The 23829-nt window shown below is 72.0% G+C and carries 22 protein-coding genes and 3 pseudogenes; 10 read left to right on the top strand and 15 right to left on the bottom strand.

Annotated features, from left to right (window positions below; translation table 11 throughout):
* The first annotated feature begins 2 nt into the window (after window positions 1-2).
* The 6 genes from fabF (at window position 3) to ACFY3C_RS16275 (ending at window position 7395) form a co-directional block, all read left to right on the top strand.
* Entirely contained in the window at window positions 3-1277 is a 1275-nt protein-coding gene (gene fabF, locus ACFY3C_RS16300) for a beta-ketoacyl-ACP synthase II (protein ID WP_390771167.1), read from the top strand.
* The gene (locus ACFY3C_RS16295; RefSeq protein ID WP_390771166.1) at window positions 1267-2634 is read left to right on the top strand and encodes a condensation domain-containing protein; all 1368 of its coding nucleotides are present in this window, start codon (window positions 1267-1269) and stop codon (window positions 2632-2634) included. Before fabF ends, ACFY3C_RS16295 begins: the two co-directional genes overlap by 11 nt.
* A gap of 45 nt (window positions 2635-2679) precedes the next feature.
* Complete coding sequence (gene fabI / locus ACFY3C_RS16290) at window positions 2680-3531, top strand: enoyl-ACP reductase FabI (RefSeq protein WP_390771165.1); 852 nt, start codon at window positions 2680-2682, stop codon at window positions 3529-3531.
* Window positions 3521-4879: a guanitoxin biosynthesis heme-dependent pre-guanitoxin N-hydroxylase GntA gene (gntA, locus tag ACFY3C_RS16285; RefSeq protein WP_390771164.1), complete on the top strand. Its 1359-nt coding sequence runs from the start codon at window positions 3521-3523 to the stop codon at window positions 4877-4879. Before fabI ends, gntA begins: the two co-directional genes overlap by 11 nt.
* A 96-nt stretch (window positions 4880-4975) precedes the next feature.
* Window positions 4976-6412, top strand: coding sequence for an MFS transporter (locus ACFY3C_RS16280; RefSeq protein ID WP_390771163.1), 1437 nt, complete (start codon window positions 4976-4978; stop codon window positions 6410-6412).
* A gap of 122 nt (window positions 6413-6534) precedes the next feature.
* Window positions 6535-7395, top strand: coding sequence for a helix-turn-helix transcriptional regulator (locus ACFY3C_RS16275; protein WP_390771162.1), 861 nt, complete (start codon window positions 6535-6537; stop codon window positions 7393-7395).
* A gap of 62 nt (window positions 7396-7457) precedes the next feature.
* Here the strand turns inward: ACFY3C_RS16275 and ACFY3C_RS16270 are convergent, their stop codons facing one another.
* The 10 genes from ACFY3C_RS16270 to ACFY3C_RS16225 all read right to left on the bottom strand — a co-directional run bounded on the left by ACFY3C_RS16270 (window position 7458) and on the right by ACFY3C_RS16225 (window position 15431).
* A complete protein-coding gene (locus ACFY3C_RS16270) occupies window positions 7458-8405 on the bottom strand; it encodes a 3-oxoacyl-ACP synthase III family protein (protein ID WP_386572689.1) in 948 nt (315 codons plus the stop codon).
* Window positions 8406-8423: 18 nt separating this feature from the next.
* Window positions 8424-9404 carry an aldo/keto reductase gene (locus ACFY3C_RS16265; protein WP_389179119.1) on the bottom strand — a complete coding sequence of 327 codons (981 nt, stop codon included), beginning with the start codon at window positions 9402-9404 and terminating at the stop codon, window positions 8424-8426.
* A gap of 35 nt (window positions 9405-9439) precedes the next feature.
* Window positions 9440-9994 carry a carboxymuconolactone decarboxylase family protein gene (locus ACFY3C_RS16260; RefSeq protein WP_390771161.1) on the bottom strand — a complete coding sequence of 185 codons (555 nt, stop codon included), beginning with the start codon at window positions 9992-9994 and terminating at the stop codon, window positions 9440-9442.
* A 33-nt stretch (window positions 9995-10027) separates the two neighbouring features.
* Window positions 10028-11581, bottom strand: a complete 1554-nt coding sequence (locus ACFY3C_RS16255; protein WP_390771160.1) for an FAD-dependent oxidoreductase — start codon at window positions 11579-11581, stop codon at window positions 10028-10030.
* Window positions 11582-11596: 15 nt separating this feature from the next.
* Window positions 11597-11890 carry a putative quinol monooxygenase gene (locus tag ACFY3C_RS16250; protein WP_390771159.1) on the bottom strand — a complete coding sequence of 98 codons (294 nt, stop codon included), beginning with the start codon at window positions 11888-11890 and terminating at the stop codon, window positions 11597-11599.
* Window positions 11887-12579, bottom strand: a complete 693-nt coding sequence (locus ACFY3C_RS16245) for a histidine phosphatase family protein (RefSeq protein WP_390771158.1) — start codon at window positions 12577-12579, stop codon at window positions 11887-11889. The genes ACFY3C_RS16250 and ACFY3C_RS16245 overlap by 4 nt, the downstream gene beginning before the upstream one ends.
* A gap of 4 nt (window positions 12580-12583) precedes the next feature.
* The gene (locus ACFY3C_RS16240) at window positions 12584-12847 is read right to left on the bottom strand and encodes a phosphopantetheine-binding protein (RefSeq protein WP_386572682.1); all 264 of its coding nucleotides are present in this window, start codon (window positions 12845-12847) and stop codon (window positions 12584-12586) included.
* 90 nt (window positions 12848-12937) lie between these two features.
* Entirely contained in the window at window positions 12938-13939 is a 1002-nt protein-coding gene (locus ACFY3C_RS16235; protein ID WP_390771157.1) for a beta-ketoacyl-ACP synthase III, read from the bottom strand.
* Window positions 13936-14952, bottom strand: coding sequence for an AvrD family protein (locus ACFY3C_RS16230; protein ID WP_386572680.1), 1017 nt, complete (start codon window positions 14950-14952; stop codon window positions 13936-13938). The genes ACFY3C_RS16235 and ACFY3C_RS16230 overlap by 4 nt, the downstream gene beginning before the upstream one ends.
* Window positions 14949-15431: a hotdog fold thioesterase gene (locus tag ACFY3C_RS16225; RefSeq protein ID WP_386572679.1), complete on the bottom strand. Its 483-nt coding sequence runs from the start codon at window positions 15429-15431 to the stop codon at window positions 14949-14951. The genes ACFY3C_RS16230 and ACFY3C_RS16225 overlap by 4 nt, the downstream gene beginning before the upstream one ends.
* Window positions 15432-15622: 191 nt before the next feature.
* On the opposite strand from ACFY3C_RS16225, the gene ACFY3C_RS16220 reads away from it, so the two are divergent.
* On the top strand, window positions 15623-16600 hold the full coding sequence (locus ACFY3C_RS16220; protein ID WP_390771156.1) for an aldo/keto reductase: 978 nt from the start codon (window positions 15623-15625) through the stop codon (window positions 16598-16600).
* 48 nt (window positions 16601-16648) lie between these two features.
* On the opposite strand, the gene ACFY3C_RS16215 is transcribed toward ACFY3C_RS16220, so the two are convergent.
* Window positions 16649-17326, bottom strand: coding sequence for a LuxR C-terminal-related transcriptional regulator (locus tag ACFY3C_RS16215; protein ID WP_386572677.1), 678 nt, complete (start codon window positions 17324-17326; stop codon window positions 16649-16651).
* Window positions 17327-17560: 234 nt separating this feature from the next.
* The gene (locus ACFY3C_RS16210) at window positions 17561-18421 is read right to left on the bottom strand and encodes a helix-turn-helix domain-containing protein (protein ID WP_390771155.1); all 861 of its coding nucleotides are present in this window, start codon (window positions 18419-18421) and stop codon (window positions 17561-17563) included.
* A 197-nt stretch (window positions 18422-18618) separates the two neighbouring features.
* On the opposite strand from ACFY3C_RS16210, the pseudogene ACFY3C_RS16205 reads away from it, so the two are divergent.
* A pseudogene (locus tag ACFY3C_RS16205) lies at window positions 18619-19881 on the top strand (beta-ketoacyl-[acyl-carrier-protein] synthase family protein); the annotation flags it as partial.
* A gap of 124 nt (window positions 19882-20005) precedes the next feature.
* On the opposite strand, the gene ACFY3C_RS16200 reads toward ACFY3C_RS16205, so the two are convergent.
* The 3 genes from ACFY3C_RS16200 to ACFY3C_RS16190 are packed head-to-tail and all read right to left on the bottom strand — an operon-like array spanning window position 20006 to window position 23073.
* Complete coding sequence (locus ACFY3C_RS16200; protein WP_390771154.1) at window positions 20006-21373, bottom strand: cytochrome P450; 1368 nt, start codon at window positions 21371-21373, stop codon at window positions 20006-20008.
* A complete protein-coding gene (locus ACFY3C_RS16195; protein WP_390771153.1) occupies window positions 21370-22293 on the bottom strand; it encodes a menaquinone biosynthetic enzyme MqnA/MqnD family protein in 924 nt (307 codons plus the stop codon). The genes ACFY3C_RS16200 and ACFY3C_RS16195 overlap by 4 nt, the downstream gene beginning before the upstream one ends.
* A 6-nt stretch (window positions 22294-22299) precedes the next feature.
* Window positions 22300-23073: a class I SAM-dependent methyltransferase gene (locus ACFY3C_RS16190; protein WP_386572673.1), complete on the bottom strand. Its 774-nt coding sequence runs from the start codon at window positions 23071-23073 to the stop codon at window positions 22300-22302.
* 388 nt (window positions 23074-23461) lie between these two features.
* On the opposite strand from ACFY3C_RS16190, the pseudogene ACFY3C_RS16185 reads away from it, so the two are divergent.
* Window positions 23462-23557: pseudogene (locus ACFY3C_RS16185) on the top strand (ATP-binding protein); the annotation flags it as partial.
* Window positions 23558-23593: 36 nt separating this feature from the next.
* Window positions 23594-23829, top strand: a pseudogene (locus ACFY3C_RS16180) (anti-sigma factor antagonist); the annotation flags it as partial.

Here is a 23829-nt window from a genome sequence, read left to right as displayed (position 1 = left end):
TCATGTCCACGACACGCACGGCGGCGGCCGGCCGCAGGGTGGTGGTCACCGGCTGGGGCGCGGTCACCCCGCTCGGCCTCACCGTCGACGAGACCTGGGCCGCGCTGCGGGCCGGTCGCAGCGGCATCGCCCCGCTCACCGGTGTCGACACCACCGGCCTGGCCACCGCCTTCGGCGGCGAGGTCAAGGGCTTCGACCCCGCCCACCACCTCAAGCCCCCGCAGATCCGGCGCATGGACCCCTACGCCCAGTACGCCTACGCGGCGGCCGGCGAGGCCATGCAGCAGGCCGGTCTCGTCCTCGACGAGGAGCGCGGCGCCCGCACCGGCGTCCTCATCGGCAGCGGCTACGGTGCCATGGCCGCCCACGGCCGGCACTTCGCCGCCCTGTCGGAGCACGGCCCGCGCAAGGTCAGCCCGTTCGCGCAGATCACCGGCGCCATCGACAGCGCGGCCTGCGAGATCAGCTTCCGGTTCGGAGCGGCCGGGCCGACCCGGGCCCTGAGCACGGCCTGCGCCTCCGGCGCGGACGCGATCGGCGAGGCCGCCCACTGGATCCGGCACGGCAAGGTCGACATCGCCCTCGCGGGCGGCGCCGAACACATCCTGAACCGGCTGGATCTGGCCTCCAGCGGCAACGCCCGCGCGCTGTCGACCCGCGGCGACGCACCGACCGAGGCCTCCCGCCCGTTCGACACCGACCGGGACGGCTTCGTGATGAGCGCGGGCGCCGGTGTCCTGGTCCTGGAGTCCGAGGAGCACGCCCGCGCCCGCGGCGCGGGCGTCCTCGCCGAGGTCGCCGGGTACGCGTCCACCTCCGACGCCCACCACTGGACCGCCCCGCACCCCGAGGGCCGCGGCGCCCGTGCCGCGATGGCGGGCGCCCTCGCCGACGCCGGCCTCGAACCCGCGGACGTCGACTACATCAACGCCCACGGCACCTCGACCCAGGCCAACGACAGCACGGAGGTCGCGGCGATCCGGGCGGTCTTCGGCACGCACGCCGAACGCGTCCCGATCAGCTCGACCAAGTCCATGACCGGGCACCTGATCGGCGCCGCCGGCGCCCTGGAGGCGATCGTCGCCGGCCTGGCCATCCGCGACCGGGTGGTGCCGCCGACGATCAACTGCCACCGCCCGATCGACGAGGCCCTGAACTTCGTCCCGCACCAGGCCCAGGAACACCGGGTGGACGTGGCGATGAGCAACTCCTTCGGTTTCGGCGGCCACAACGCCGTACTCGTCCTGCGCTCCTGGGAGGCGGACCGTGAGCAGTGAGCCTGTGAACCCGGGCGGCGCGACGCTTCCGGCGTACGGCATGCCGGTGCGGGCGCTCGCCAACGGCGAGGTGGACGCCGCCGGATATCTGCGCCGCAACCCCTCCGAGCTGCCGTGGAACCTGTTCCGGATCCACGGTCCGCTCGACGAGGAGCGGCTGACCGCGGCCGTCGAGCGGGTCACCCTCGCCACCGACGTACTGCACCTGCGGCTGCGGGCCACGGACGCCGGGCCGCGCCTGGAACGGCGCGAGCCGGTCCCGCTGAAGCTGGAGACCGTCGACGTCCCCGTGACCGTGACGGACGGCCGGCTCTCCGCCGAAGCGGCCGCCGTCGTCGCCCCGGTCGTGTTCGACAAGCCCGACCTGTGCCACGACCCCGTCGGCCGGGTCGTCCTGCTGCGGGCGACGCAGACGGGAGAGGAGCAGGAGCCGCTGCTGGCCTTCTCCTTCGACCACTCCGTGCTGGACGGCTGGGCGCTGGGCCTGATCACCCGGGCGGTGGCGGGCGCGTACCGCAGCGGCGAATACACCCCGCGCGGCCGGGACTTCGCCGGCTTCCTGCGGGACCTGCCCGAGGAGTCGGTCCGCGAGCGCAGCCTCGCCCGCTGGCAGGACCTGCTCGCCCCGTACCCGCTGCCCGGACCACCGCTCGACCTGCCGGGCAGCACCACGCCCACGGCCTTCCAGGACGACGGCCACTTCGACGGCCCGCTGTCCGAGCGGCTGGCCGGCGCCCTGACCGAGGCGGCCGCCCGCAGCTCTCTGAGCCGCGCAGCCGTCCTGCTCGCCGCCACCTCCCTGGCGGCCGGCCTGTGGTCCGACGGCCCCCAGCCGCTGCTCAGCCTGCGCCACGGCCACACCCGGCAGGAGGACGTCCTGGTCGTCGGCCCCCTGGTGGAGCCCGTCGTCCTGCTGCCCCCGAGCCCCGAACCGGCGGCCGTCGGCGACTGGATCACCGCGCACGCCCGTGCCAACGAGGACCTGCCGCCCACGTACGGCCGCTCGATCCGCGAGGTCGCCCCGCTGGCCCCGCGCACCATCGGCGTCAACATCCTGCCGCCGGCCCGTCCCCTGGCCCTCGGCCCGCGGACCAGGGCGACGACCGCGAGCCGCGACTTCCTCGCCCCGCTGTGGCAGGGCGAGCGCCCGGTGGGCCCGGCCACGGCGGCGATCTGGCTCAACTACTACATGGACCGGCCGGACTGCGTCGAGGCGACCCTCGCCTACGACACCCGCGCCCTGCCCGACCCGAGGCCGCTGCTGGACACGGTCACGGCCGTGGTCGAGGCAACCGCCCACGAGCCGGACCTCACCACCGCGGCCCTGCGCACCCGCGTGCGCGCCCTCGCTTCCTGAGCGCGCGCCCTCACTTCCTGAAAGGACGACCCGAAGGTGAACCCGGTGAACCCCTCGACCCCACCCCCGGCCGCACCCGCCACCGGGCTCACGTCCGGCCCGTCGGGCCTGCTGGCGGGCAGGACCATCCTGGTCACCGGGGTGCTCACCGACCGTTCGATCGCGTTCCACGTGGCCCGCGCGGCCCAGGAGCAGGGCGCCGAGGTCATCCTGACCGGGTACGGCCGCCTCTCCCTGGTCGAGCGGATCGCCCGCCGGCTGCCCCGGCCCGCCCCGGTCGTCGAGCTGGACGTCACCGACGACGACCACCTGACCACCCTCGCCGACCGGGTCCGGGAACACACCGACCACCTCGACGGCGTCCTGCACGCCGTGGCCTTCGCCCCGCCCGGAGCCCTGGGCGGCAACTTCCTGAGCACGTCACGGCAGGAGGCCACGACCGCCTTCGAGGTCTCCACCGTCTCCCTCCAGGCCCTCACCGCCGCCCTGCTCCCCCTGCTGCGGGAGGGCTCCTCGGTGGTCGGCCTGGACTTCGACGCCCGCCAGGTGTGGTCGGGCTACGACTGGATGGGAGTCGCCAAGGCGGGCCTGGAGGCCTGCGCCCGCTACCTCGCGGCCTACCTCGGCGAGCGCGGCATCCGCGTCAACCTCGTGGCCGCCGGCCCCCTGCGCACCCCGGCCGGCCACGCCACCTACGGCGAGGACACCGACCCCGGCCAGGCGGAGCGGGAGTGGGACCAACGCGCGCCACTGGGCTGGCGCTCCGCCGACTTCGCCCCGGTGAGCAGGGCCTGCGTCGCCCTCCTCTCGGACTGGTTCCCGGCCACCACAGGCGAGATCCTGCACGTCGACGGCGGCGCCCACGCGGTCGGGGACGGGGGCTTCCATGCCCGCTGACACCTTGCCCTCGACCCGACCGGGCATCCCGGCGGCCCCTGCGGCACCGGAGCCCGCGAACCCCGACGGCCCGACACGACCGGGCATCCCGGCCGCCCCAGCAACACCGGAGCCCGCGAACCCCGACCACCCCACACAACCGGGCACCCCAGCCACCCCCACCACGCCCAAGACCACGACACCCAACCATCCGACACGACCGGGCACCCCGGCCGCCCCGGCGACACCCGGGCCCACGACGCCCGACGGCGCGACGTCCAACGCCCCGACACCGGACCGTCCGAAGGACCCTGCACTCGTCGGGCCCGTCGAAGTCACGGCGGACCGTATCGCCGAGTTCGCGGACGCCATAGGCGACCCCAACCCCGTCTACCGTGACCGGGCGGCGGCCCGCGCGCTGGGGCACCCGGATGTCATCGCACCGCCCACCTTCGCCGTCCGGCTGGCCGCCGGGGCCGAGTTGCCGGTGCTGGAGCGGCACCTGCTGGGCTACGACTACGCCTCGGCCACCCACCTGTCGCAGGACTACCGCCATCTCCGCCCGATCCGCGCCGGGGACGTCCTGACAGCCCGCGGCAGGCTGGTCGAGGCCCGCGAGGCGCTCGGCGGCGGCCTGGTCACCGTGGAGGTCACGGTCACCGACCAGGCAGGCTCCCCCGTCACCGTGTCCACGGCACGGATCCTGTCCCGCCGGCCGCTGGCCGGGGAGGCCGCCCGCGCGGCGCTGGCGGAGCTGATCGGCCGGGAGGACTTCGTCTGCCTGGGGGCCAAGGCCGCGCTGCGCCGGGGCCGGATCACCCACCGGCACTGCGGCGAACCGGCGTCCCCCGAGGCCGTCCGTGCGAACCTGGACGCCCTTCGCACCTTCCTGGACTCCTTCGAACCCAGCGCGCAGAGTTTCTCGTCGTTCGTCGTGACCTTCGACCGCCTCCCGGACACCTCGGAGCGCACCTTCGAGGAGACCGTCTGGCGCCACCTCCAGGCCCTGCACGACGAGGACAGCCGCCACCACCCCTGGACCGGCCTCTACGACTCCGACCCCGCCTCCCCCCGTTTCGCCCTCTCCCTCTTCGGCCACCCCTTCTTCGTGGTGGGCCTGCACCCCGGCGCCTCCCGCCCCAGCCGCCGCTTCGCCCTGCCCGCCCTGGTGTTCAACTCGCATCTGCAGTTCAACGCCCTGGGCCGCACCTTCTTCAAGATGCGCAAGAAGATCAGGGAGCGCGACGACGCCCTGCACGGCACGGCCAACCCCAGCCTGCTGACGTACCGCGACGAGGCCCGCCACTACAGCGGCCGTATGACGGAGCAGACTTGGACCTGCCCCTTCACGGCCCGCACCGGAGGCTGACGCACCGCGAAGGTGGCACTGGCAGTGACAGTCTCCGCAGGACTGCCGTCAAGGGGGATCTGGCTGGCCGCGGCCGTACACCGGAGCCTGGGACACATGACAACCGCTGACACCGCCACGACCACTGCGGCCGCGCAGTCGACGCCGGTCCGGATGACCGGACGTCAGGTCGCCGCCCTTGTGGTGCTCCTGGCCTCGCAGTTCATGATGGCCGCCGACTTCTCCGTCCTGAACGTCGCGCTGCCCGAAGTCGGTACGGCTCTCGGGTTCGCCACCGGAAGCCTGCAGTGGATCACCACGACGTTCGCCCTGTGCGCCGCCGGCTGCACCCTGGTCTTCGGCCGCGTCGGCGACTACGTGGGGCGGAGGCGCATCTTCACCGCCGGAATGGTCGTCCTGTCCGTCTCCTCCCTCGTGGGCGGACTCGCCGACTCGCCGACGATGCTGCTGATCGCCCGCACGCTCCAGGGCCTGGCCACCGCAGCCGTCACTCCGGCCGCGCTCGCGCTGCTCACCACCGCCTTCACCGAGCCCTCCCTGCGCACCCGGGCGCTCGGCCTGAACAGCGTGATGATGAGCTCCGGGTTCAGCGTCGGCGCGATCCTCGGCGGTGTTCTCACGGACGTGTTCTCCTGGCGCTGGGCGTTCTTCATCAACATCCCCGTGGCCGTGGCCGCGATCCTCGTCGTGCCACTCGTCGTCGACGAGAGCAGGGCCGAGCAGCGCAGCCGTATCGATCTGCCCGGCGCCGTACTGATCACCCTCGGCCTGTTCGCCGGGATCTACGGCGTCACCCGCGCCGGCGAGAGCGGACTCGACCTCCCGGCCGTGGCCGCGCTGGTCGCCGCCGCCGTCCTGCTGGGTGTCTTCTGGGTCGTGGAGAGCCGTACGTCCGACGCCCTGGTCCCGGTGCGGGTTCTTAAGAAGCCCGACATCGCCCTGGGCAACCTGGCCGCCCTGTTCATCTTCGGCGGCGAGACCGCGCTGATCTTCTTCACCGGCCTGTACGTGCAGAGCGTCCTCGGTCTGTCGTCCATGGTCGCCGGCCTGGTGCTGCTCGGTATCGGCGTCGGGCAGATCATCGCCGGCACGGTCGGTCCGCGGATCCTGCAGCGGGTCTCGCCGCGCACCATGCTCGGTGTCTCCCTGGCCCTCCAGGGCGCGTTCATGCTCCCGGCGCTGTGGGCCACCTCGGACCGGAACTGGCTGATCCCGCTGATCGCCACACAGTTCGTGAACGCCTTCTTCTCCATGACGGCAGCGCTGTCCTTCATGGTCATCGCCACCTCCTCCGTCGACTCCGACATGCAGGGCATGGCCACCGGCATGGCCACCCAGAGCCAGCAGGTCGGCATCGCGATCGGCATCCCGCTGGTGAGCGCGGTGTTCGCCGCCACCATCGGCCACGGCACGGTGAGTGCCGCCGAGGAACTCAGCGGCATCCACACGGCGATCGGCGTGGACGCCGGCTGCCAGATCGCCGTCGGCCTGCTCCTGTGGCTGGTGCTGCACCGCAAGGCCGCACAGCGGTAACGCGGCACGAGGAAACCCGGTTTCCCCCAAGACTCACGGCCGGGAGCGCGGCCCATCCCCCGTCCCGTGCTCCCGGCCGTGGCCGCATTGCCTCCCCCGCAGGGGACTTCATAATGAGAAGGGTGGAAGAGATCGTGAACACGGACCTCGGCAGCTATCTGCGGCAGATGCGTGAGCGCGTCCGTCCCGAACAGATGGGACTGCAGGCCCGCGGCTCGCGTCGGGTACCGGGGCTGCGCCGCGAGGAAGTGGCCGCGCTGGCGGGTGTCAGTCAGACGTACTACACCCGGCTCGAACAGGCGCAGACGGCACACGCCTCACCCCAGGTCCTGCTCTCCATCGCCCGCGCCCTGCAACTGAGCGCCGACGAGCGGGACTACCTGCTCAAGATCGGTACGCCGGTGCAGAACCCGCAGCAGCCGGCGCCGCACGACGACCAGGTGAGCCCGTCCACGAGGATGCTGCTGGGATCGCTCGGCAACGTGGCGGCCGCCGTGCTGAACTACCGCTGCGACATCCTCGGCTGGAACTCCCTCTACCACCGGCTGTTCGCGCCGCACCTCGGTTTCGACGCTCCGGAGCGCCCCGAACAGCGGCCGAACGTCATCAAGATGAACTTCCTCGACGACAACGTCCGGTCGCTGTATGCCGACTGGGCCACGGAGTCGGAGTCGAACGTCACGTATCTGCGGTTCATCTCCGGAGACCACCGGCACGATCCGCAGCTGGCCGAGCTGATCGGTGAACTGACCATCCAGAGCGAGGAGTTCGCCGCCCTGTGGTGCCGGCAGCGGGTGTCCAACTGCATCGAGGGCAGCAAGCTCTTCGACCATCCGGTCGTCGGTGAACTGGAGTTGATGTACCAGTCGGCGGATCTTCAGGACGGCAACATCCTGAAGTTCTACCACGCGGAACCGGACTCCCCGCACGAGGCGGCGCTGCAGCTGCTGATGGTGGACCTGGACTCGGTCCACCATCACTGACCTGCGAAAACGACGGCACCCCAGCCCTCACGGACTGGGGTGCCGTCGGCTGAGGCGACGCGTCACGTCCGCTGGACGGCGGTCACTCCCCAGGTGAAGCCCGACCCGGCCGTGGCCACGATCACCAGGTCGCCGGAGGTGATCCGGTCCTCCCGCTCCAGCTCCTCCAGGGCCAGCAGCGGGTCGGCCCCTCCGAGGTGGCCGTCCAGCCGGTACTGGAAGACACTGCGGCAGGGGTCCACGCCGAGTGCCGCCAAGTAGGCGCGGTGGGTGTCCTGGTTGCCGTGCGTGACCAGGAAGTAGGCCACATCGGCGACCTCCCGCCCGATGTCGGCGAGGACCCGGTGCGTCAGCGTGGTGAAGTTGTCGAGGAACGCGTCGCCGAGCCCGTCGAGCTTGTCGCCCCGCTCGACCTTGATCTCGCCGTCCTTGATCTCCCCGTAGTACGAGTCCACCCACTGCGGGTCGGTGTGGTGCGCCGCGCCGAGGACCTCGTACTTGGCGTCCGCGGAGACCAGAACGGCGGCGGCGCCGTCCGCGAAGTTGAACAGCTCGATGTAGCCGGTGCCGTACTCGACGAGTTCGCTGAGCCGGTCCGCGATGATCACCAGCGCGTACTTGTGCGTGCCCGCCCGCACCTGGTCGTCCGCCAGTTTGACGGCGACCATGCCCGCGTTGCAGAAGTTGGAGACCTCGTAGCAGTGCGCCTGTGCGATGCCCAGTTCATGGGCGATCTTGGCCGCGGGCGACCAGAAGGGGGTGCCCCACTCACTGGAGCCCGCGTAGAGGACGAGACCGATCTCGTCGAGCGGCACCGCGTTCCGCTCCAGGATCCGGGCGGCGGCGTCCCGGCCCAGGCTCCAGACGGTCTCGCCCTCGGCCAGCACCGAGAACTTCCCCGACGGCAGGATCTTGCCGAGCTTGTCGAGGCCGTACCCGGACTCCCGGCTGACCTCGTCGACGCTCCGCTTCCCGCTCGGCATCGCCAGCGCGTAGTCGGTTATTCCCATGATTCCTCCACCTGCCGGTCAGACGTATTCCACGACGGCGTGCGGCACATAGGGCGCCTCGAGCCGGGTCAGTTCGGTGTCGTCGAGCGCCACGTCCAGGGCCGCGACCGCGTCCCTCAGGTGGTGCGGCCGGGTCGCGCCGACGACGGGGGCGGTGACCGCCGGCTGCCGCAGCAGCCAGGCGAGGGCCACCTGCGCCATGGGGATGCCGCGTTCGGCCGCGATGTCCGCGACCACCCGCGCGACCGCCCGGTCGGCCTGCTCGGTCGGCCCGTAGAACCGCTCCTGGACCGGGTCGCCGGCGGTGCGCGCCGACTCCGTGTCCCAGGGGCGGGCCAGCCGGCCACGGGCCAGCGGGCTCCACGGGGTGACGCCGACACCCTCCGCGCGGCAGTACGGGAGCATCTCCCGTTCCTCCTCGCGGTTGATGAGGTTGTAGTGGTTCTGCATGCTCACGAACCGGGTCCAGCCGTGCAGGTCGGCGGTGTACTGCGCCTTGACGAACTGCCAGGTGTGCATCGAGGAGGCGCCGAGGTAGCGGACCTTGCCCATGCGGACCAGGTCGTGCAGGGCCTGCATCGTCTCCTCGACGGGCGTGTCGTGGTCCCAGCGGTGGACGATGTAGAGGTCGATGTAGTCGGTGCCCAGCCGGCGCAGGCTCGCGTCGGCCTCGCGCATGATCGCCGACCGCGACAGGCCTCCGGACAGGGGGTTGTCGGTGAGCTTCTCGTACACCTTGGTGGCGATGACCACGTCCTCGCGCCGGGTCAGCTTCCGCACCGCGCGGCCCAGGAACTCCTCGCTGGTGCCGAGGGAGTAGACATTGGCGGTGTCGAAGAAGTTGATGCCGAGGTCGAGGGCCTGGGCGACGAAGGGGAGGCTGTCGTCCTCGGGCAGCGACCACGGGTGGGTGCCGAGCCCGGGTTCGCCGTAGCTCATGCAGCCCAGCGCCAGCCGGGACACCTTGAGGCCGGACGAGCCCAGCCGCACGTACTGCAACGTTCTTCCTCTCGGGTCGTTCCGCGTGCGTGTCCTCAGCTGCCGACCTGGTCCTGCACCTCGGTCAGCCGGCCCCAGGAGGCGATGCCCTCGTCGAGCGGGATGTCCAGGCTGGCCAGGTACATGGCGGTCATGGCGCTGTGCCCGGCGAGGTGGGTGATCTCCGCGATCTCGTTCTGCGAGTAGAAGGCGCTGAGGGCACGGAACGCCTCCTCGCTCGCCCTGTGGTCGACCATGCAGTCGGTGACGTAGCGGACGAGCGCCGCGCGGTCGGCGGGCATCTCGTCGTAGCGGCCCTCCTCGATCGCCTTGATCTCGGTGTCGTCCAGGCCGGCCTGCCGGGCGAGCGGGTAGTGCAGCATGCGCTCGAACTCGCTGTCGCGCAGCCGGGCCACGCGCAGCACGATCACCTCGCGGTCCCGCAGGGTCAGCAGCCCGACGGTGAAGGTGGCCCCGAGCGCGAGGTGGGCGGCGGCCGAGTTCTTGGTCAGCAGCAGCGCACGGGTCAAATTGGACTGGAACTTCTCGTACACCGCGCGCTGTTCGGGCGTCATGTCGGCGACGTCGGTGAGGGTGACACGGGGGGCCATGGGGGTCTCCTTGTGCTGTGCGGGGTTCGTGGGTCAGGCGGGTACGGCGGTGCGGGGCGCCGTGTCGTGCAGGTGTCGGGCGAGTGCCCTGGTCACCGTGTGCACGGCCGACTCGGGGTCGTCGTCGAGCGGTTCGACGGCGTCGAGGTGGCCGTCGGGGCGGACCAGCAGGGCCTGGGCGGACGGGCCGAGCTTGGCGAGGAGCAGGCCGGGCGGCCGGCCGCCCAGGTCGGTGAGTTCGGCGCCGCTCACCTTGGCGCGCAGGGTGTCCACGGTCCTCGTCCAGCGCTCGTAGCGGTACTCCAGGCCCGGCCAGAGCAGCACCGTGTAGCGGTCGACGGCGAGGACCGGCTCGGTGCTGGTCGTGCGCCAGCCCAGCGGCAGCCGCTCGCCCGGTACCAGGGTGTGCCGGCGGGGGCGGGGCCCGTAGTGGGTGTCGATCTGGGCGAGCTTCGGCGCCAGGACCTTCCCGAGGGCCCCGGTCGCCGTGCCGAGCCGGTACACGGCGTCGCGGGCGAGGGTCTGGTGCCGGGTGCTGTACAGACCGATCCGGGCGAGCCGGGTGGACAGGCCCGCCACTTCGTCGACCGCGGGCCGGCGTTCGGTGTCGTAACTGTCCAGCAGGTCCGGCCGGTAGTCGCCGCGTACCACCCCGGCGAGCTTCCAGCCGAGGTTGACCGCGTCCTGGATGCCGGTGTTCACACCCTGTGCTCCGGAGGGGCTCATCGCGTGCGCCGAGTCCCCGGCGAGGAAGACACGTCCGCGGCTGTAGGTGCTCGCGGAGCGGACGTGTGCGGTGAAGATGCCGCTGAACCGCATGTCGCCGAGCCGGCGCGCGCCCGGGACGCGTTCGGCCAGCAGCTTCTCGAAGAAGGCGCGGCCCGGGGTGTCGTCCCGGTAGTCGTCGGGCACGCTGGCGCCGACCCGGAAGATCCCGTCGCCCAGCGGCGCGAGCACCATGTTGCCGGTCCGGGTCAGGTAGTACGCCGCCTCGCTGCTGGTGGTCTCGCCGAGGATCTCGGCATCGGTGATGGCCAGCCGGGTGCGCAGGGTCCGGCCCGCGAAGCGGAAGCCGAAGACCTCGCGGACGGTGCTGCCGTATCCGTCGACGCCGACGACGTAGTCGTACCGGCGCTCCTGCGTCTGTCCGTCGGGCAGCCGCAGCCGGCAGGTGACGCCGTCCTCGTCCTGGTCACCGTCGACGAACGTGGTGTCGTAGTCGATGGTGCCGCCGAGTTCGGTCAGGTGGTCCTCGAGGATCGCCTCGGTGCGCCACTGCGGGATGGTGATGGCGAACGGGTAACCGACCCCCCGCAGCCGGTCGAACCGGACCAGGCCGATCATTTTCTTATTGGAGTAGTAGTTCATCTGGTCGAAGTAGTGACCGCTCTCGACCAGCTTGCGGCCCACGCCCACGCGGTCCAGCAGCTCCAGGACCCGGGGCCACAGGATGGTGGCGCGGGAGTGCGGGCTCTGCCTGCGCAGCTTGGAGATGACGTCGGCCCGGACCCCGTACGCCAACAGCTCGCTGGCGAGCACCATCCCGACGGGACCGGCACCCACGATCAGGACGCGCGGTCGCTGCATGTCGCTCGCCACCGGTCAGCCGCCGAGGGGGCGCAGGCGGTGGACCTGGGCGGGACGGGCGAAGGCACCGTCGACCTCGGCGAGGAAGCCGGCGACGTACGCCTCCTTCATGTGCAGGTCGATGGCCTCCTGGTCGGCCCACTCCTCGACCAGCACGACCGTGTTCGCGTGCTCCTCGGACCGGAACGCGTCGAACCGCAGCGCGCCCTCCTCCTTCCGCGTGGCGGCGCACAGCTTCCCGAAGGCGGCCACGACAGGCTCCATGCGGTCGGGCACGACGTCGAAGACGACGGTGATCTCGATGCTCATGTACGGGTCACTTCCTTGACGGTGAGGTCGTCGAGGTCGACGAAGGGCAGGGGGGCGGGGGTGTGCCTCGGCTCGGCGCACTCCTGCGGGGCGACGTCCCACCGGCGCAGCGCGACGCGGGGGCGGCCCTCGGGGGTCCACTCGGTGTCCAGGCAGACCGCGCGGCAGGTGCCGACCAGGACGTCGGGCAGGTCGTCACAGCCGGCGGCCAGGGCCCGGGTCAGCAGGTTCAGCACGCCGCCGTGCGCCACCACCAGCACGAGCGCGGCCGCGGGCTCGGCGGTGACGACCTGGTGCAGCGCGGTGCCGAAGCGGGCCAGGGCGGCATGGCCGCTCTCACCGCCCGGCGGGGCGTAGGCGGGATCGGTCAGCAGCCGCCGCATCGTGTCCGGGTGACGCCGGGCGAACTCGGCGCGGTGCAGACCGTCGAGCGTGCCGAGATGGCGCTCGCGCAGGCCCTCGACGCGGTGGTGGGGCACGTCGAGCCGGCCGGCGGCATAGGCGGCGGTCTGGGCGGCCCGGGACAGGGGCGAGGAGTACACCGCGGCCCAGCCGGTCGCCGGCAGCGAACGCGCGGCCAGCTGCGCCTGCCGCGTCCCCTCGTCGTTGAGGGGGATGTCGGCCTGGGCCTGGAAGCGGTCGGCGGCGTTGCGGTCGGTCTCCCCGTGCCGGAGCAGGACGACGCGCACGGGCTCAGGCCGCGGCCGGACCGGCGGCCGCCGGCGCGCCGAGCGTCTCGACCGCGTGCGCGGCCTCGTCGATGCTCTGCTGGGAGGTCAGCACGCCCTCCGCGATGGACACGCCGAGCCGCTTCTCCAGCAGCAGTGACATCTCCAGCAGGGCCAGGGAGTCCACCGCCAGGTCGTCGAAGACGGTGGTCCGGGAGACGTCCTCGGCGGGTATGTCGAACTTGCCGGTGAGAATCTCGATGATCATCGTGGACACGGAGCCGGTCATGGTCACCTCAACTGGTCGTGATTACGGTCGTTGTTGCGGTCGTCGATGCAGGGGAACCGGAGCAGGGGAACCGGAGCAGCGGTGCGGGTCTCAGCCGACCGGCAGCGCGGGCCAGGTCAGGGTGGCCGAGCCCCAGGTGGCGCCGCCGCCGAAGGCCGTCAGCAGCACCCGGTGTCCGGCGCTCAGCGTGCCGTCGGCGAGGCCGTCGGCGAGGGCGAGCGGTATGGAGGCGGCGGAGGTGTTGCCCACGCGGTCGATGTTCAGCACGGCGCGCTCCGGCGGCAGTCCGAGCTGTTCGGCTACGGCGTGGATGATGCGCGTGTTGGCCTGGTGGCCCACGAGCCGGTCGACATCGGCGACCTCCCAGCCGGTGCGGTCCAGCACCGTGCGCGAGGACTGGGCCATACGGCGCACCGCGGCGAAGAAGACGGCCTTGCCGTCCATGCGGAAGTACCGGTCCTCCGGACGTGGTTCCCCACCCCGGGAGCGCTCCTCGGCGCCGCCGCCCCGGACCGTGATCAGGTCGGCCATCGAGCCGTCGCTGCCGAGGTGCACGTCCAGGACGGCGCCCGGCTCCTCGGGCGTGCCCGCCCGCAGCAGGACGGCTCCGGCCCCGTCTCCGAAGATGACGGAGGTGGTGCGGTCCGCGGGATCCAGGATGGTGCTGAACGACTCGGCCCCGACGACCAGCACCCGTTCGGCGAACCCGGAGGTCACGGAGGCCGTGCCGGCCTGGAGGGCGTAGAGGAAGCCGGAGCACACGGCCGCCACGTCGTACGCCGGTACGTCGGTCAGGCCCATCCTGGCGGCGACGGTCGGGGCCGTGGCCGGACAGGGACGGTCCGGTGTGGTGGTGGCGACGATCACCAGGTCGGCGCCGTCCGCACCGGCGTTCTTCAGCGCGCGCAGGCCGGCCTCGACGGCGAGGTCGCTGGTGGTCGTGCCCGCCTCGACGACATGGCGTCGGGCGATGCCGGTGCGGGTGCGGATCCAGCTGTCGGAGGTGTCCAGGCGCTGGGCGAGTTCGTCGTTGGTCACCACCCGGGGAGGCACGTAGCCGCCCACGCCGGCGATCACTGCCGCTCGGGTCATGCCGCCACGCGCCCTTCCGGGAGCCGGTGCGTCACCGCGGAGCGCACATGGACGCCGGCGAGTTCGCCCACCACGGTCAGCGTGCGCCAGGTGCCGTCCGACCGGTGCAGCAGGCCGGGGTCGTCCAGCCGGGTCGTCACCGGGATCGCCTCCGCGGGGCGGTCCGGGCGCGAGGCGGTCAGCGTGGTCTGCCGCATCCACAGGGTGTTGCTGTCCTGACGGCGGATGCCGTCGAGGTCGTACAGCATGATCTGGGCGAGCTGAAGGGCCGTCACGAAGGCGTCGATCACCGACACCGACGGCTGGTAGGCGCCTTCGAGTCCGGCCGTGGGCACGGGCACCCCGTCCTCCTGGACGACGGCCAGCGCGGCATCGGCCCGCAGCGCCCGGTGGTCCACCCGCACGTCGCGGACGAGCTGGCGCCGGGCGGTGAACCCGGTGCCGAAGTAACGATCCCCCGCCGGGCCGAGGAGCGCGTCGAGACCGGAGTACCCGGAAGCCTCCTGCCCGGACCGGACCGGCACCCGCCCGTGCTCGATCTCGCACCGCACCCGCATGGTGCCCACGGCACAGTCCACCACCGACACCACGCGCGCGGAATCGCCCGCGACCGGTCCGGTGCGGCGCAGCGTCGCCTCCGCCGGCAGCGCGTCGAGCTGCTCCTGCGGGCTGCTGCCGGCCGCCATCCGCACCGAGCGCAGCCAGGCGTCGCGCAGATCCGTGCCGGGCCCGAGCAGGCACGCCTCGGCCAGCTGGGCGGCGACGACGATCCCGTCGACGGTGCTGAAGTGCGGACGCAGATCGGTGCCCGCGGCCTTCTTCGACCAGTCGGACGGGTAGCGCACACCCACCGAGGTACGCGCCCGGGGCGAGCCGTCCGCCGTGCGGGCGAGGGACACCTCGCCGATGTCGTAGGCGACCCTGCGGAAGCCGCGGCCGAAGAACCGCTGCTCGGCCGGGCCGAGGTGGTCGTCGACGGAAGCCGACACGGTCTGCGCTGAAGTCGAGGTCATCGGTGCTCCGTTCGTCGGGGAAGGTCCCGCGATGTGTGCCGGGAGGCTGCCGTGCGCGGGCCCGGTCTGCGGCCGCCGCCGCGCCGGACGGCACAGGTGAGCCGTGCCGTGCAGGTCCGGTTTCCGGAGTCGTCGGTGATGACGATCTCGTACGAGGCCATGGCCTGCCGCTCGTCCAGGGGCCGGCAGACGCCGGTCACGGTCCCCGAGGACACCCAGCGGTGGTGCGTGCAGGACAGGTCGACGCCCACGGCGTTCCCGCCGGGCCCCGCGTACAGGAAAGCGGCGACGGAGCCCAGCGTTTCGGCGAACACGGCGTTCGCACCGCCGTGCAGAATTCCCACAGGCTGCCGATTGCCCGAGACGGGCATGCTGCCCACGACAAGTCCCGGCTCACAGGTGATGATTTCAATGCCCATGCGCCGGGTGAGTTGCTCGCCTTCGTATGCGCTGTCGACCCGTATTGGCCCCAGCATCATGTTCGGCATAATGCCCCCGTTTTTTCGCGGCCCGCGTCGGCGGGCAATTGCGAGTCAAACACGGTGCCGGGCCCCCTGAAAGGTTCATGGCCTGTTGCTGCCATACCGGTGATGCTTTCGCCGATTACCGGGAGACTTGTTCATGGGCGGTAACCCGCCCGAAACCTGGGAATGGAAGGAGCGCGGTCTCAGTGCAGCGCGTTTCGCTCGGCGGGCTCGATGTCTCACGCATCGGACTGGGCGCCATGTCGATGTCCGACTACTACACGGGGGCGGGCAGCGACGAGGCGGAGGCCGTCCGTGCCGTCCGGCGGGCGCTGGACCTCGGCGTCGAACTCGTCGACACCGCGGAGATCTACGGTCCGTTCACCAACGAGGAACTGGTCGGTCGGGCCGTCGCCGGCCGGCGCGACGACGTCGTGATCGCCACCAAGTTCGGTCTGGTCTCGCACGCGGGCGCGGGCCCGAACGTGCTCGACAGCTCACCGGCCAACGTGCGCACGGCGGTCGAGGGCTCGCTCAGGCGGCTGGGCACGGACCGTATCGACCTCTGCTACCAGCACCGCGTCGACCCCGGCACCCCGATCGAGGAGACGATGGGCGCGCTGGCCGAGCTGGTGCGGGAGGGGAAGGTCCGCCACGTCGGGCTGTCGGAGGCCGGGGCGGACACCATCCGCCGTGCGCACGCGGTGCACCCCGTGACGGCGGTGCAGACCGAGTACTCGCTGTGGTCCCGCCAGCCCGCCGAGTCGCTGCTGGCGCTCCTTCGCGAGCTGGGTATCGGGCTCGTCGCCTACTCGCCGCTCGGCCGGGGGTTCCTGACCGGCGCGATCCGCTCGAAGGGACAGCTCGACCCGGACGACTTCCGGCTGACCACGCCCCGGTTCGCCGAGGGCAACTTCGAGCGGAACCTCAGGATCGTCGACGAGGTGGAGTCCGTGGCCGCCGACGCCGGCGCCACGCCCGCCCAGGTGGCCCTGGCCTGGCTGCTCGCCCGGAGCGACGACATCGTCCCGATCCCCGGCACCAGGCGCGTGGCCCGCGTCGAGGAGAACGCCGCCGCCGACACCGTCACCCTCACCCCCGAACAGCTCTCCCGCCTCGACACCCTCACCCCGCCCACCGGCGAGCGCTACGCCGACCAGGACCTGGCCCGCACGGGGCTTTAGGCCCGCCACAGCCGAGCCCCGCCCCGGAAGGCGGGGCCGCGAAGCCGTTCAGATCCACTGCCGTCGGGCCGCTTCCGCCCCCGCCTGGAAGCGGCTCTGGGTGCCCATCCTGGACATCACGCCCGCGATGGTCCGCCGGACCGTGCGGACGGACAGCCCGGTCCGGCGGGAGATGCCCTCGTCGGTCAGCCCCTCGGCGAGGAGCGCCAGGGCCTCCCGCTCCCGTTCGTCCGGCGTGTCGGTCTCCCCGGCGCCGAAGGAGGCGGCGGTGTGCCCCCACACGTGGTCGAACAGCGCCTGATAGACCCCCACCAGGGCCCGCCCGCGCAGCAGTGCGGCCGGAGCGTCGGTCAGGGCGGGGTCCGACGGGACGATCGCCAGGTCCCGGTCGGCGACAGCCATCCACACCGGCAGGTGCGGCAGAGCCCGCATCCGGGCGCCCGACGCGGCGATCCGCCGGGTGTCGAGGGCATAGGTGGGATCGTGGGCCACGTCCGCCAGATGCAGGACGCGCACCTGCGCCCCGCGGCCCACGAGTTCGGCGCTCAGCAGCGCGGCCCGCTCCCGCACCCGGCGGTCGTAGGGGCGCCGGGGGAGCGCGAGGCGCAGCTCGCGCACCGTGCGCCGGCGCAGGGTGTCCAGCAGGGCCACGAGGGAATCGGAGTCGGTCAGGGGTTGGAGTGCTGTCCGGGCGGTGTCACATCCGATGAGTAATTCGTTTTCCATGTCACCATTCCGCAGCGGAAAATGTGCGCGGATTTAGCGCGGACGCCGCGCATCGTATGAGTCAACTCTCCGCGTGGGTCACCGTCACCGAGTACAGTGACCGACCGCAACCGCTGGGCCACCGAGGCCCGCTGGACCGAGATTGCAGGCATCCCCAGAGCCTGTCAAGCGGCAAATATTTGCCGCTTTGCAGCGGCTTGAATGTGTGTACAGTGAATCCGGGGAGGGCGCCCCTCACGTCGGCATCAGCGCCACGAGACGGACGCCTGGACGGTAAGCGGGGAGGAGGACCTGGGCGGTGACAGCCAACTCGGTCTGCGAAACGTGGGGAAGTGACAGGCGGAAACATCCGCCCTGCCGAAACGCGATGATGCGTGGTCCGGCGTCCCACAGCTCTCGGCACACAGGATCGCGCAGCACGGTCGTCAGTAAATCCGTGAGCGTCGGGTCGTCCGGCGTCCGGACCAGAGCGAATCTCAACTGGGCGAGGTACAGGGATGCCTGTCGTTTCCAGTCCACTATCCAGACCCGCGACTCCGGGTTCTCCAGGACCCAGCGCATGAGATTGGCCTGCGACGCCCGGACCCAGGGAAACCACCGGGCCATCAGATCGTTGTAGGCGATGACGTTCCACGCGTGGTCGATGAGATAGGTGGGAAACGTTGTCTGCGCGTCGACGAACTCCCTGAGCCGGGCGAACCTGCTGTCGCAGCTGCGCGGCGGCCGCTCGTCCGAGACCTCGCTCAACCGGTACCAGTACAGCGCCGTACGTTCGTCCGGTCCGAGGTCCAGCGCGTCGGCGAGGCGGTTCAGCGTGTCCAGGGTGAGCGCGACCTGGGCCCCGCTCTCCAGCGCGCGGTACCAGCGCTCACTGACGCCCATCCGACGGGCGACCTCCTTCTGGGGCAGCGCCTTGTCGCGGCCGAGTTTCTCACCCGCCTCAGCACGCCAGGCACGCAGAAGTGCCGGCAGATCGGCGAATTCCAGTTGGTATTCGGCCGGTTCTGATTCCTCCGATTCCCATCGGCCGGATTCTGCTCCACCCGGTCCGGTGCCATTCGGCTCAGGTATGCCTGTTTCGCTCGATTCCGTCATGCCTGCCCCCGTTCGTACTGCAGCACATCGACTGAGCAACTCTAACCGGAGGCGTCATCGGCTCCCGCGGGTGCGACCGCCCCTGAAGCCTTGCCCTCCGAACGGTGTTCAACCACCGCAAGAAGAAGACACGGAAATCTCACGGAACCGAAGGGAAAGCGTTTGCCATGGGGGACATGACGACCAGGCGGGCAACGGCCGGAACACGACGCGTGGTGGTGACCGGACTCGGCGCGATCACCCCGCTGGGCGTGGGCACCGGCACATTGTGGGAAGGCCTGCTGGCCGGCCGCTCGGGCATCCGCCCGCTGGACGCACCCGAGTTCGCCGACCATCCGGTCCGCATCGCGGGCACCGTGCCCGTCGATCCCGCCGAACTGCTGCCCAGGCCGCAGGCACGGCGCATGAACCGGGCCGCCCGGTTCGCGGTGCTCGCGGCACACGAGGCGTGGCAGGACGCCGGGTTCGCCGAGGGCGGCACTCGCGACAGCGGTCTGGATCCGGAGCGGGTCGGCGTGAGTATCGGCACCATCATCGGCGGTGCCCCCGTACTCGTCGACGGCGACCGCACGCTGCGCAAGCGGGGCATGCGGGCCGTTCCGCCGCTCACCGCGCCCATGACGGTGCCCTCCCAGGCGGCCTCGCAGATCTCACTCGCTCTGCACGTCACCGGGGAGGCCCGCACCGTCGTCAGCGCCTGCGCCTCCGGCACCGAGGCCATCGGGCAGGCCATCGACCGAATACGGTACGGCCGGCTGGACGTCGTACTCGCCGGCGGGGCGGAGGCCGCCGTGACGCCCGAGGTCATGGCCGCGTTCACCGCGATGCGTGCGCTGTCCGCCCGCAACGACGAACCCGAGGCCGCGTCCCGCCCGTTCGCCAAGGACCGGGACGGCTTCGTGAACAGCGAGGGGGCCGGGCTGCTGGTGCTGGAGTCGGAGGAGCACGCGCTGGCTCGCGGCGCCCGCATCTACTGCGAAGCCGCCGGGTGGGGCCTGTCGGCCGACGCGCACCACATGGCCGCGCCGGATCCGACCGGCCGCGGCATCGCGGCCGCGCTGCGGCGCGCCGTCGCGGACGCCGGCGCCGACAGCCGCGATGTGATGCACATCAACGCGCACGCCACCGCGACCGTCGAGGGCGACCGTGCGGAGGCGGCCGCCCTGAGCACCGTCTTCGGGGACGCGGACGGGACCGTCGCCCCACCGGTCACCGCGCCCAAGGGGCACCTGGGGCACCTCCAGGGAGCGGCCGGCGGCGTGGAGGCCGTGGCGACGGCCCTGACCCTGCACCATGGGATCATCCCGCCCACGGTCGCCTGTGACGACCTCGACGACGCGGTGCCGCTCGACCTGGTCAGGGGCTTCGCGCGCCCCCTGCCCGCCCGCGGTGACCTCGCCCTGAGCAACTCGTTCGGCTTCGGCGGCCACAACGCGGTCCTGGCGCTGCGCCGCCGATGACCCCGGCGACGCAGGCCGGCGGCACGCTACGGCCGCCGGGCGTACAGGTCGAAGGCGCGGGCGGCCGCCACCATCAGGGCGGGCATCCCCACACGGGACACGATGTCCCCCTGCTGGTCCGTACTCATCCATGTCTCCGTATACGACCGGTCGTTCCGTGAGCGGCGAGGGTTTCGGGAGGGTCCGGGGCGGCGTCCCAGGGGGTGGTGCGGTCGAGGATGCCCGCGGTCCGCAACGGCAGGGACACCGGGCCGCGCAGGACGACGTGCGGCCGGTAGCGGGGCGGCCCCCCGTCCCGCTCCGGTCCGACGACCCGCTGGGCGAAGCGGGTGAGCGCCAGCTCCGCCTCCAGTCGGCCGAGCGGTGCGCCGAGGCAGTAGTGCGTGCCCAGCCCGAAGGACAGGTGGGGTGCCGCTTCGGTGCGCGTCGTGTCGAACCGGTGCGGGCAGCCGTACGCCGCGCCGTCCCGGTTGGCCCCCGCGAGGAGCAGCACCATGGTGGTGCCGCGGGGAATCCGGGTGCCGCACACCTCCATGTCCTCGCGCGCGTGGCGGTGCACGAGCTGGAGCGGCGGCTGGAGGCGCAGGATCTCCTCCACCACCGCGGGCGCCGTAGCCGCGGGATCGGCCCGCAGGCCGGTCAGGGTCCCGGGGTGCTCCAGCACGGTCAGCAGACCGTTCGCGATGAGGCCGACCGTCGTCTCGTGCCCGGCGTTCAGCAGCAGGCGGCAGGTGGTGACGACCTCCTCGTCCGAGGGCGGTTCGCCGTCGATCTCGGCCGCCAGCAGCCGGGACATCATGTCCTCGCGTGGTGCGGCCCGCCGCTCGGCCGCCAACCGGGAGAAGAACCGGGTGAGTTCGGCCTCGGCCCGGCGCCGCCGCGCGAGACCGGGGGCGGGCACGCCTAGAAACGCCGGATAGGGGTCGACCGCCCGGCCCAGCAGCGACGAGCGGGTGCGGTACCACCCCTGCTCCCCGGTGTCGACGCCGAGCACACGGCAGATCACGGTCACGGGCAGCGGGGACGCGAGGTCCGCCACGCCGTCCAGCCGCCCCTTGGCCGCGGCCTCGTCCAGCAGATCGTCGATCAGCTCCCTGATCATGGGGACCAGCCGCCGCACGGCTCGCGGGGTGAAGCCGGGAGCGGCCAGCCGGCGCAGCGCGGTGTGCCGAGGCGGGTCCATGAACAGGAAGGACGGCAGTTCCACCGGGGGCAGTGCCGCCGCGGAGCCGCCGGCCGGGCCGTGCTGCCGGTGGAGCAGGGAGTGCCGGCGGTCGTTGCTGGCCCGCGGATCACGCAGGACGGCGGCACACGCCTGGTGGGAGGCGAACACCACCACGGGCCGGTGCGGCACCCACACGGGTTCCGCGGCCCGGATCTCCTCGTACACGGGGTAGGGGTCGGGCCGGGACCGCGGGTCGAGAAGGCGCAGCAGGACGCGCGGCACCCCCTCGGCGCCCGCGGCGGCCGGCCCGGTCGCGGCGGCGCTCATCGTGCCTTCCCGAACTCGAATCGCCGGACGGTCCAGTCCCCCGGAACCAGTCCGCGACCTGCGGCCAGCTCACCGAAGCGGCCGATGGCACGCAGCCCGTCAGCAGTGAGTCCGTAGCGCAACGTCCGGTAGTACGACAGCAGTTGCGCGGCGGTGAACCCGGAGCCCGGCGCGGCTTCGGCGGACACCTGCTCCAGCTCCGCCAGACCCCGGTCGCGCGCCGCGAGCAGCGCACGGTGCACGGCGGCCACGGTGTGCGGCTGCTGTTCGGCGTACTCGCGTCGTACGGCCCAGACGGCGAAGACCATGGGCAGCCCGGTCCACTCGGTCCACAGCGCCGCGGTGTCGTGCACGAGCGTGCGCCCTTGCCGCGGCAGGCCGCCGAAGTGGACGCGCAGCGCGGGGTCGCCGATGACGACGGCCGCGTCGCCGCGGTGCAGCAGGGCCCCCGGGTCGGGCGGTCCGGTGAAGTAGCGGGGGGTCAGGCCGAACCGCTCCTCCAGCAGGAACCGGGCCAGCAGCACCGTCGTACGGCTGGTGGACGTCAGCCCCACCCGCGGGGTCGCCAGGTCGTGCAGGGGACGGCGGCTCACGATGCTGCACGACATGACGGGCCCCTCGGCCGCGATGGCCAATCCCGGGAGCAACAGCAGGTCGTCGGTGTGCCGCAGGTATGCGGCGAGGCTGACCGGCCCCAGGTCGAGACCGCCGGCGACCAGACGGTCCCCGGCCGCCTCCGGGCTGAGGGACACCAGGTCGAGGCCGGACAGGACACCGGAGTGCCGCAGTCCCCACAGGATCGGACGGCAGTTGAGGAACGACAGGAGACCGACCCGGGGCAGCCGCCCGGCGGCACCGGCCCGGCGGGCTTCGCCGAGTTCGGTGAGTTCGCCGAGTTCGGTGAGTTCGGTGGACGGCATGGGCGGCTACTTGTATCCCCAGGACTGCACCAGCGCGGGCGCCAGGTCCCAGAAGGTGTCGTCACACAACAGGGCGTAGAACTCGTCGAGTTCGTACGGGGTCACGTATCCGCCCGCGAGCAGCTGCTCGCGCGACATGTCGACGGTCAGCCGCCAGAAGTCGGCCAGCCGGGTCCCGCCCCGCAGGTTCTGCGTGACCGTGTGCGCGCCCACATCGCGGTAGCCGTAGTCGAGGAACGAACCCGGCTGGGTGCGGGACCACCAGCTGTCGGTGCCGAGCGTCCCGCAGATGAGTTTGCTCCAGCGCTGCATGACCTTGCGGTACGTGGGGTGGGGTGAACTGTCCACGGGGAACCAGCAGAACGACTCGATCAGCACGAACCCACCCGGCCGCAGCCACCGGAGCATGCGGCGCATGACCTCGTCGCGCTGCGGGAGATGGCTGAGCACCAGCCGGGCGTGGATGACGTCGAAGGAGTCGTCCGGGAACGGGTCGGTGGTGACGTCGTGCACCAGCCGGCGCAGCCGCGGCTCCGGCACGCTCTCCAGCAGCCTCAGATCCAGGTCGGTGGCGACCACCTCGCCGTCCCCGGCCTGCCCGCACAGCCACTGCGCGACGGAACCGGAGCCCGCCCCGACCTCCAGGCAGCGTGCGTCAGGCGCCACGCCGAGCATTTCCAGCGTGCGCGTGCACAGGGGGTCGAACACCTCGGCGAGCAACCGCAGCCGAATTTCCTCCGCCCGATCGAGCGCGAACAGGGTGTCGCCGTATTTCTCCATTGCGCGCCTTCCCGAAAACGCCGGCCTCCACGGAACTTTCAGTAGCCAAACATGTCGCCGACGGCCGCGTTAAGTGCCGTCGCCGGACTGACAGCTTGCTGCCACTTCGGCAGCGGAAGCAGAAGGAAGGCAGAAGGAAGGCAGAAGAAACCGGAGTGGAAAGCACATGACGCTCCGACCCGTCGCAGCGGGAATTCAGCACACCCTTATCCCGAGCGCCGGCCCGCCCAGCTCACCCAGGTGGCCGGTCTCCGCGACGGCCCGCACCCCGCTTCGGCTCGGCTCCCTGCGCCGCACGCCTGCCGGATAGACTAATTGCGAAATTCTGCAATTGGCTGGATGCCGTGCTCGCAAGCGAGGAAGTCGAGGGGTCGTGTGCTGATCCTGAGCGAGCCGGGACTGCCTGGCCTTCGCCGTCCACGACCGTCACCCCTACCAGCCCCCGCTGTACGGCGCCCTCGCCGACACCGGGGCCGGCGGGCTGCCCCTCCCCGCCACCGCACAAGGAAGTTCCACCCGCATGACCATCGACTGGCGCTACACCATCGAACAGGATCTCGGCATCCTCTCCGTCGCCGGCTACCTGGGCCCGGAAGCGGTACGCCGTTTCGGCGGCGCCGTCGGCTGGGTCGTCGCCCGCGGCACCGGACCGGTCGTCCTGGACCTGACCGAGCTGCGCAGCTGGTCCGCCGAAGGCCAGCTGGCCATCACCGAGGCCGCCCGCCGCCTCGCCGATGCCGGCCGCAGCCTGGAGCT

It is taken from the genome of Streptomyces sp. NPDC001410 (assembly GCF_042895235.1).
Taxonomy (GTDB): Bacteria; Actinomycetota; Actinomycetes; order Streptomycetales; family Streptomycetaceae; genus Streptomyces.
Note: the sequence above shows the minus strand (reverse complement) of the source record. Positions and strands in the feature narration are given on the sequence as shown.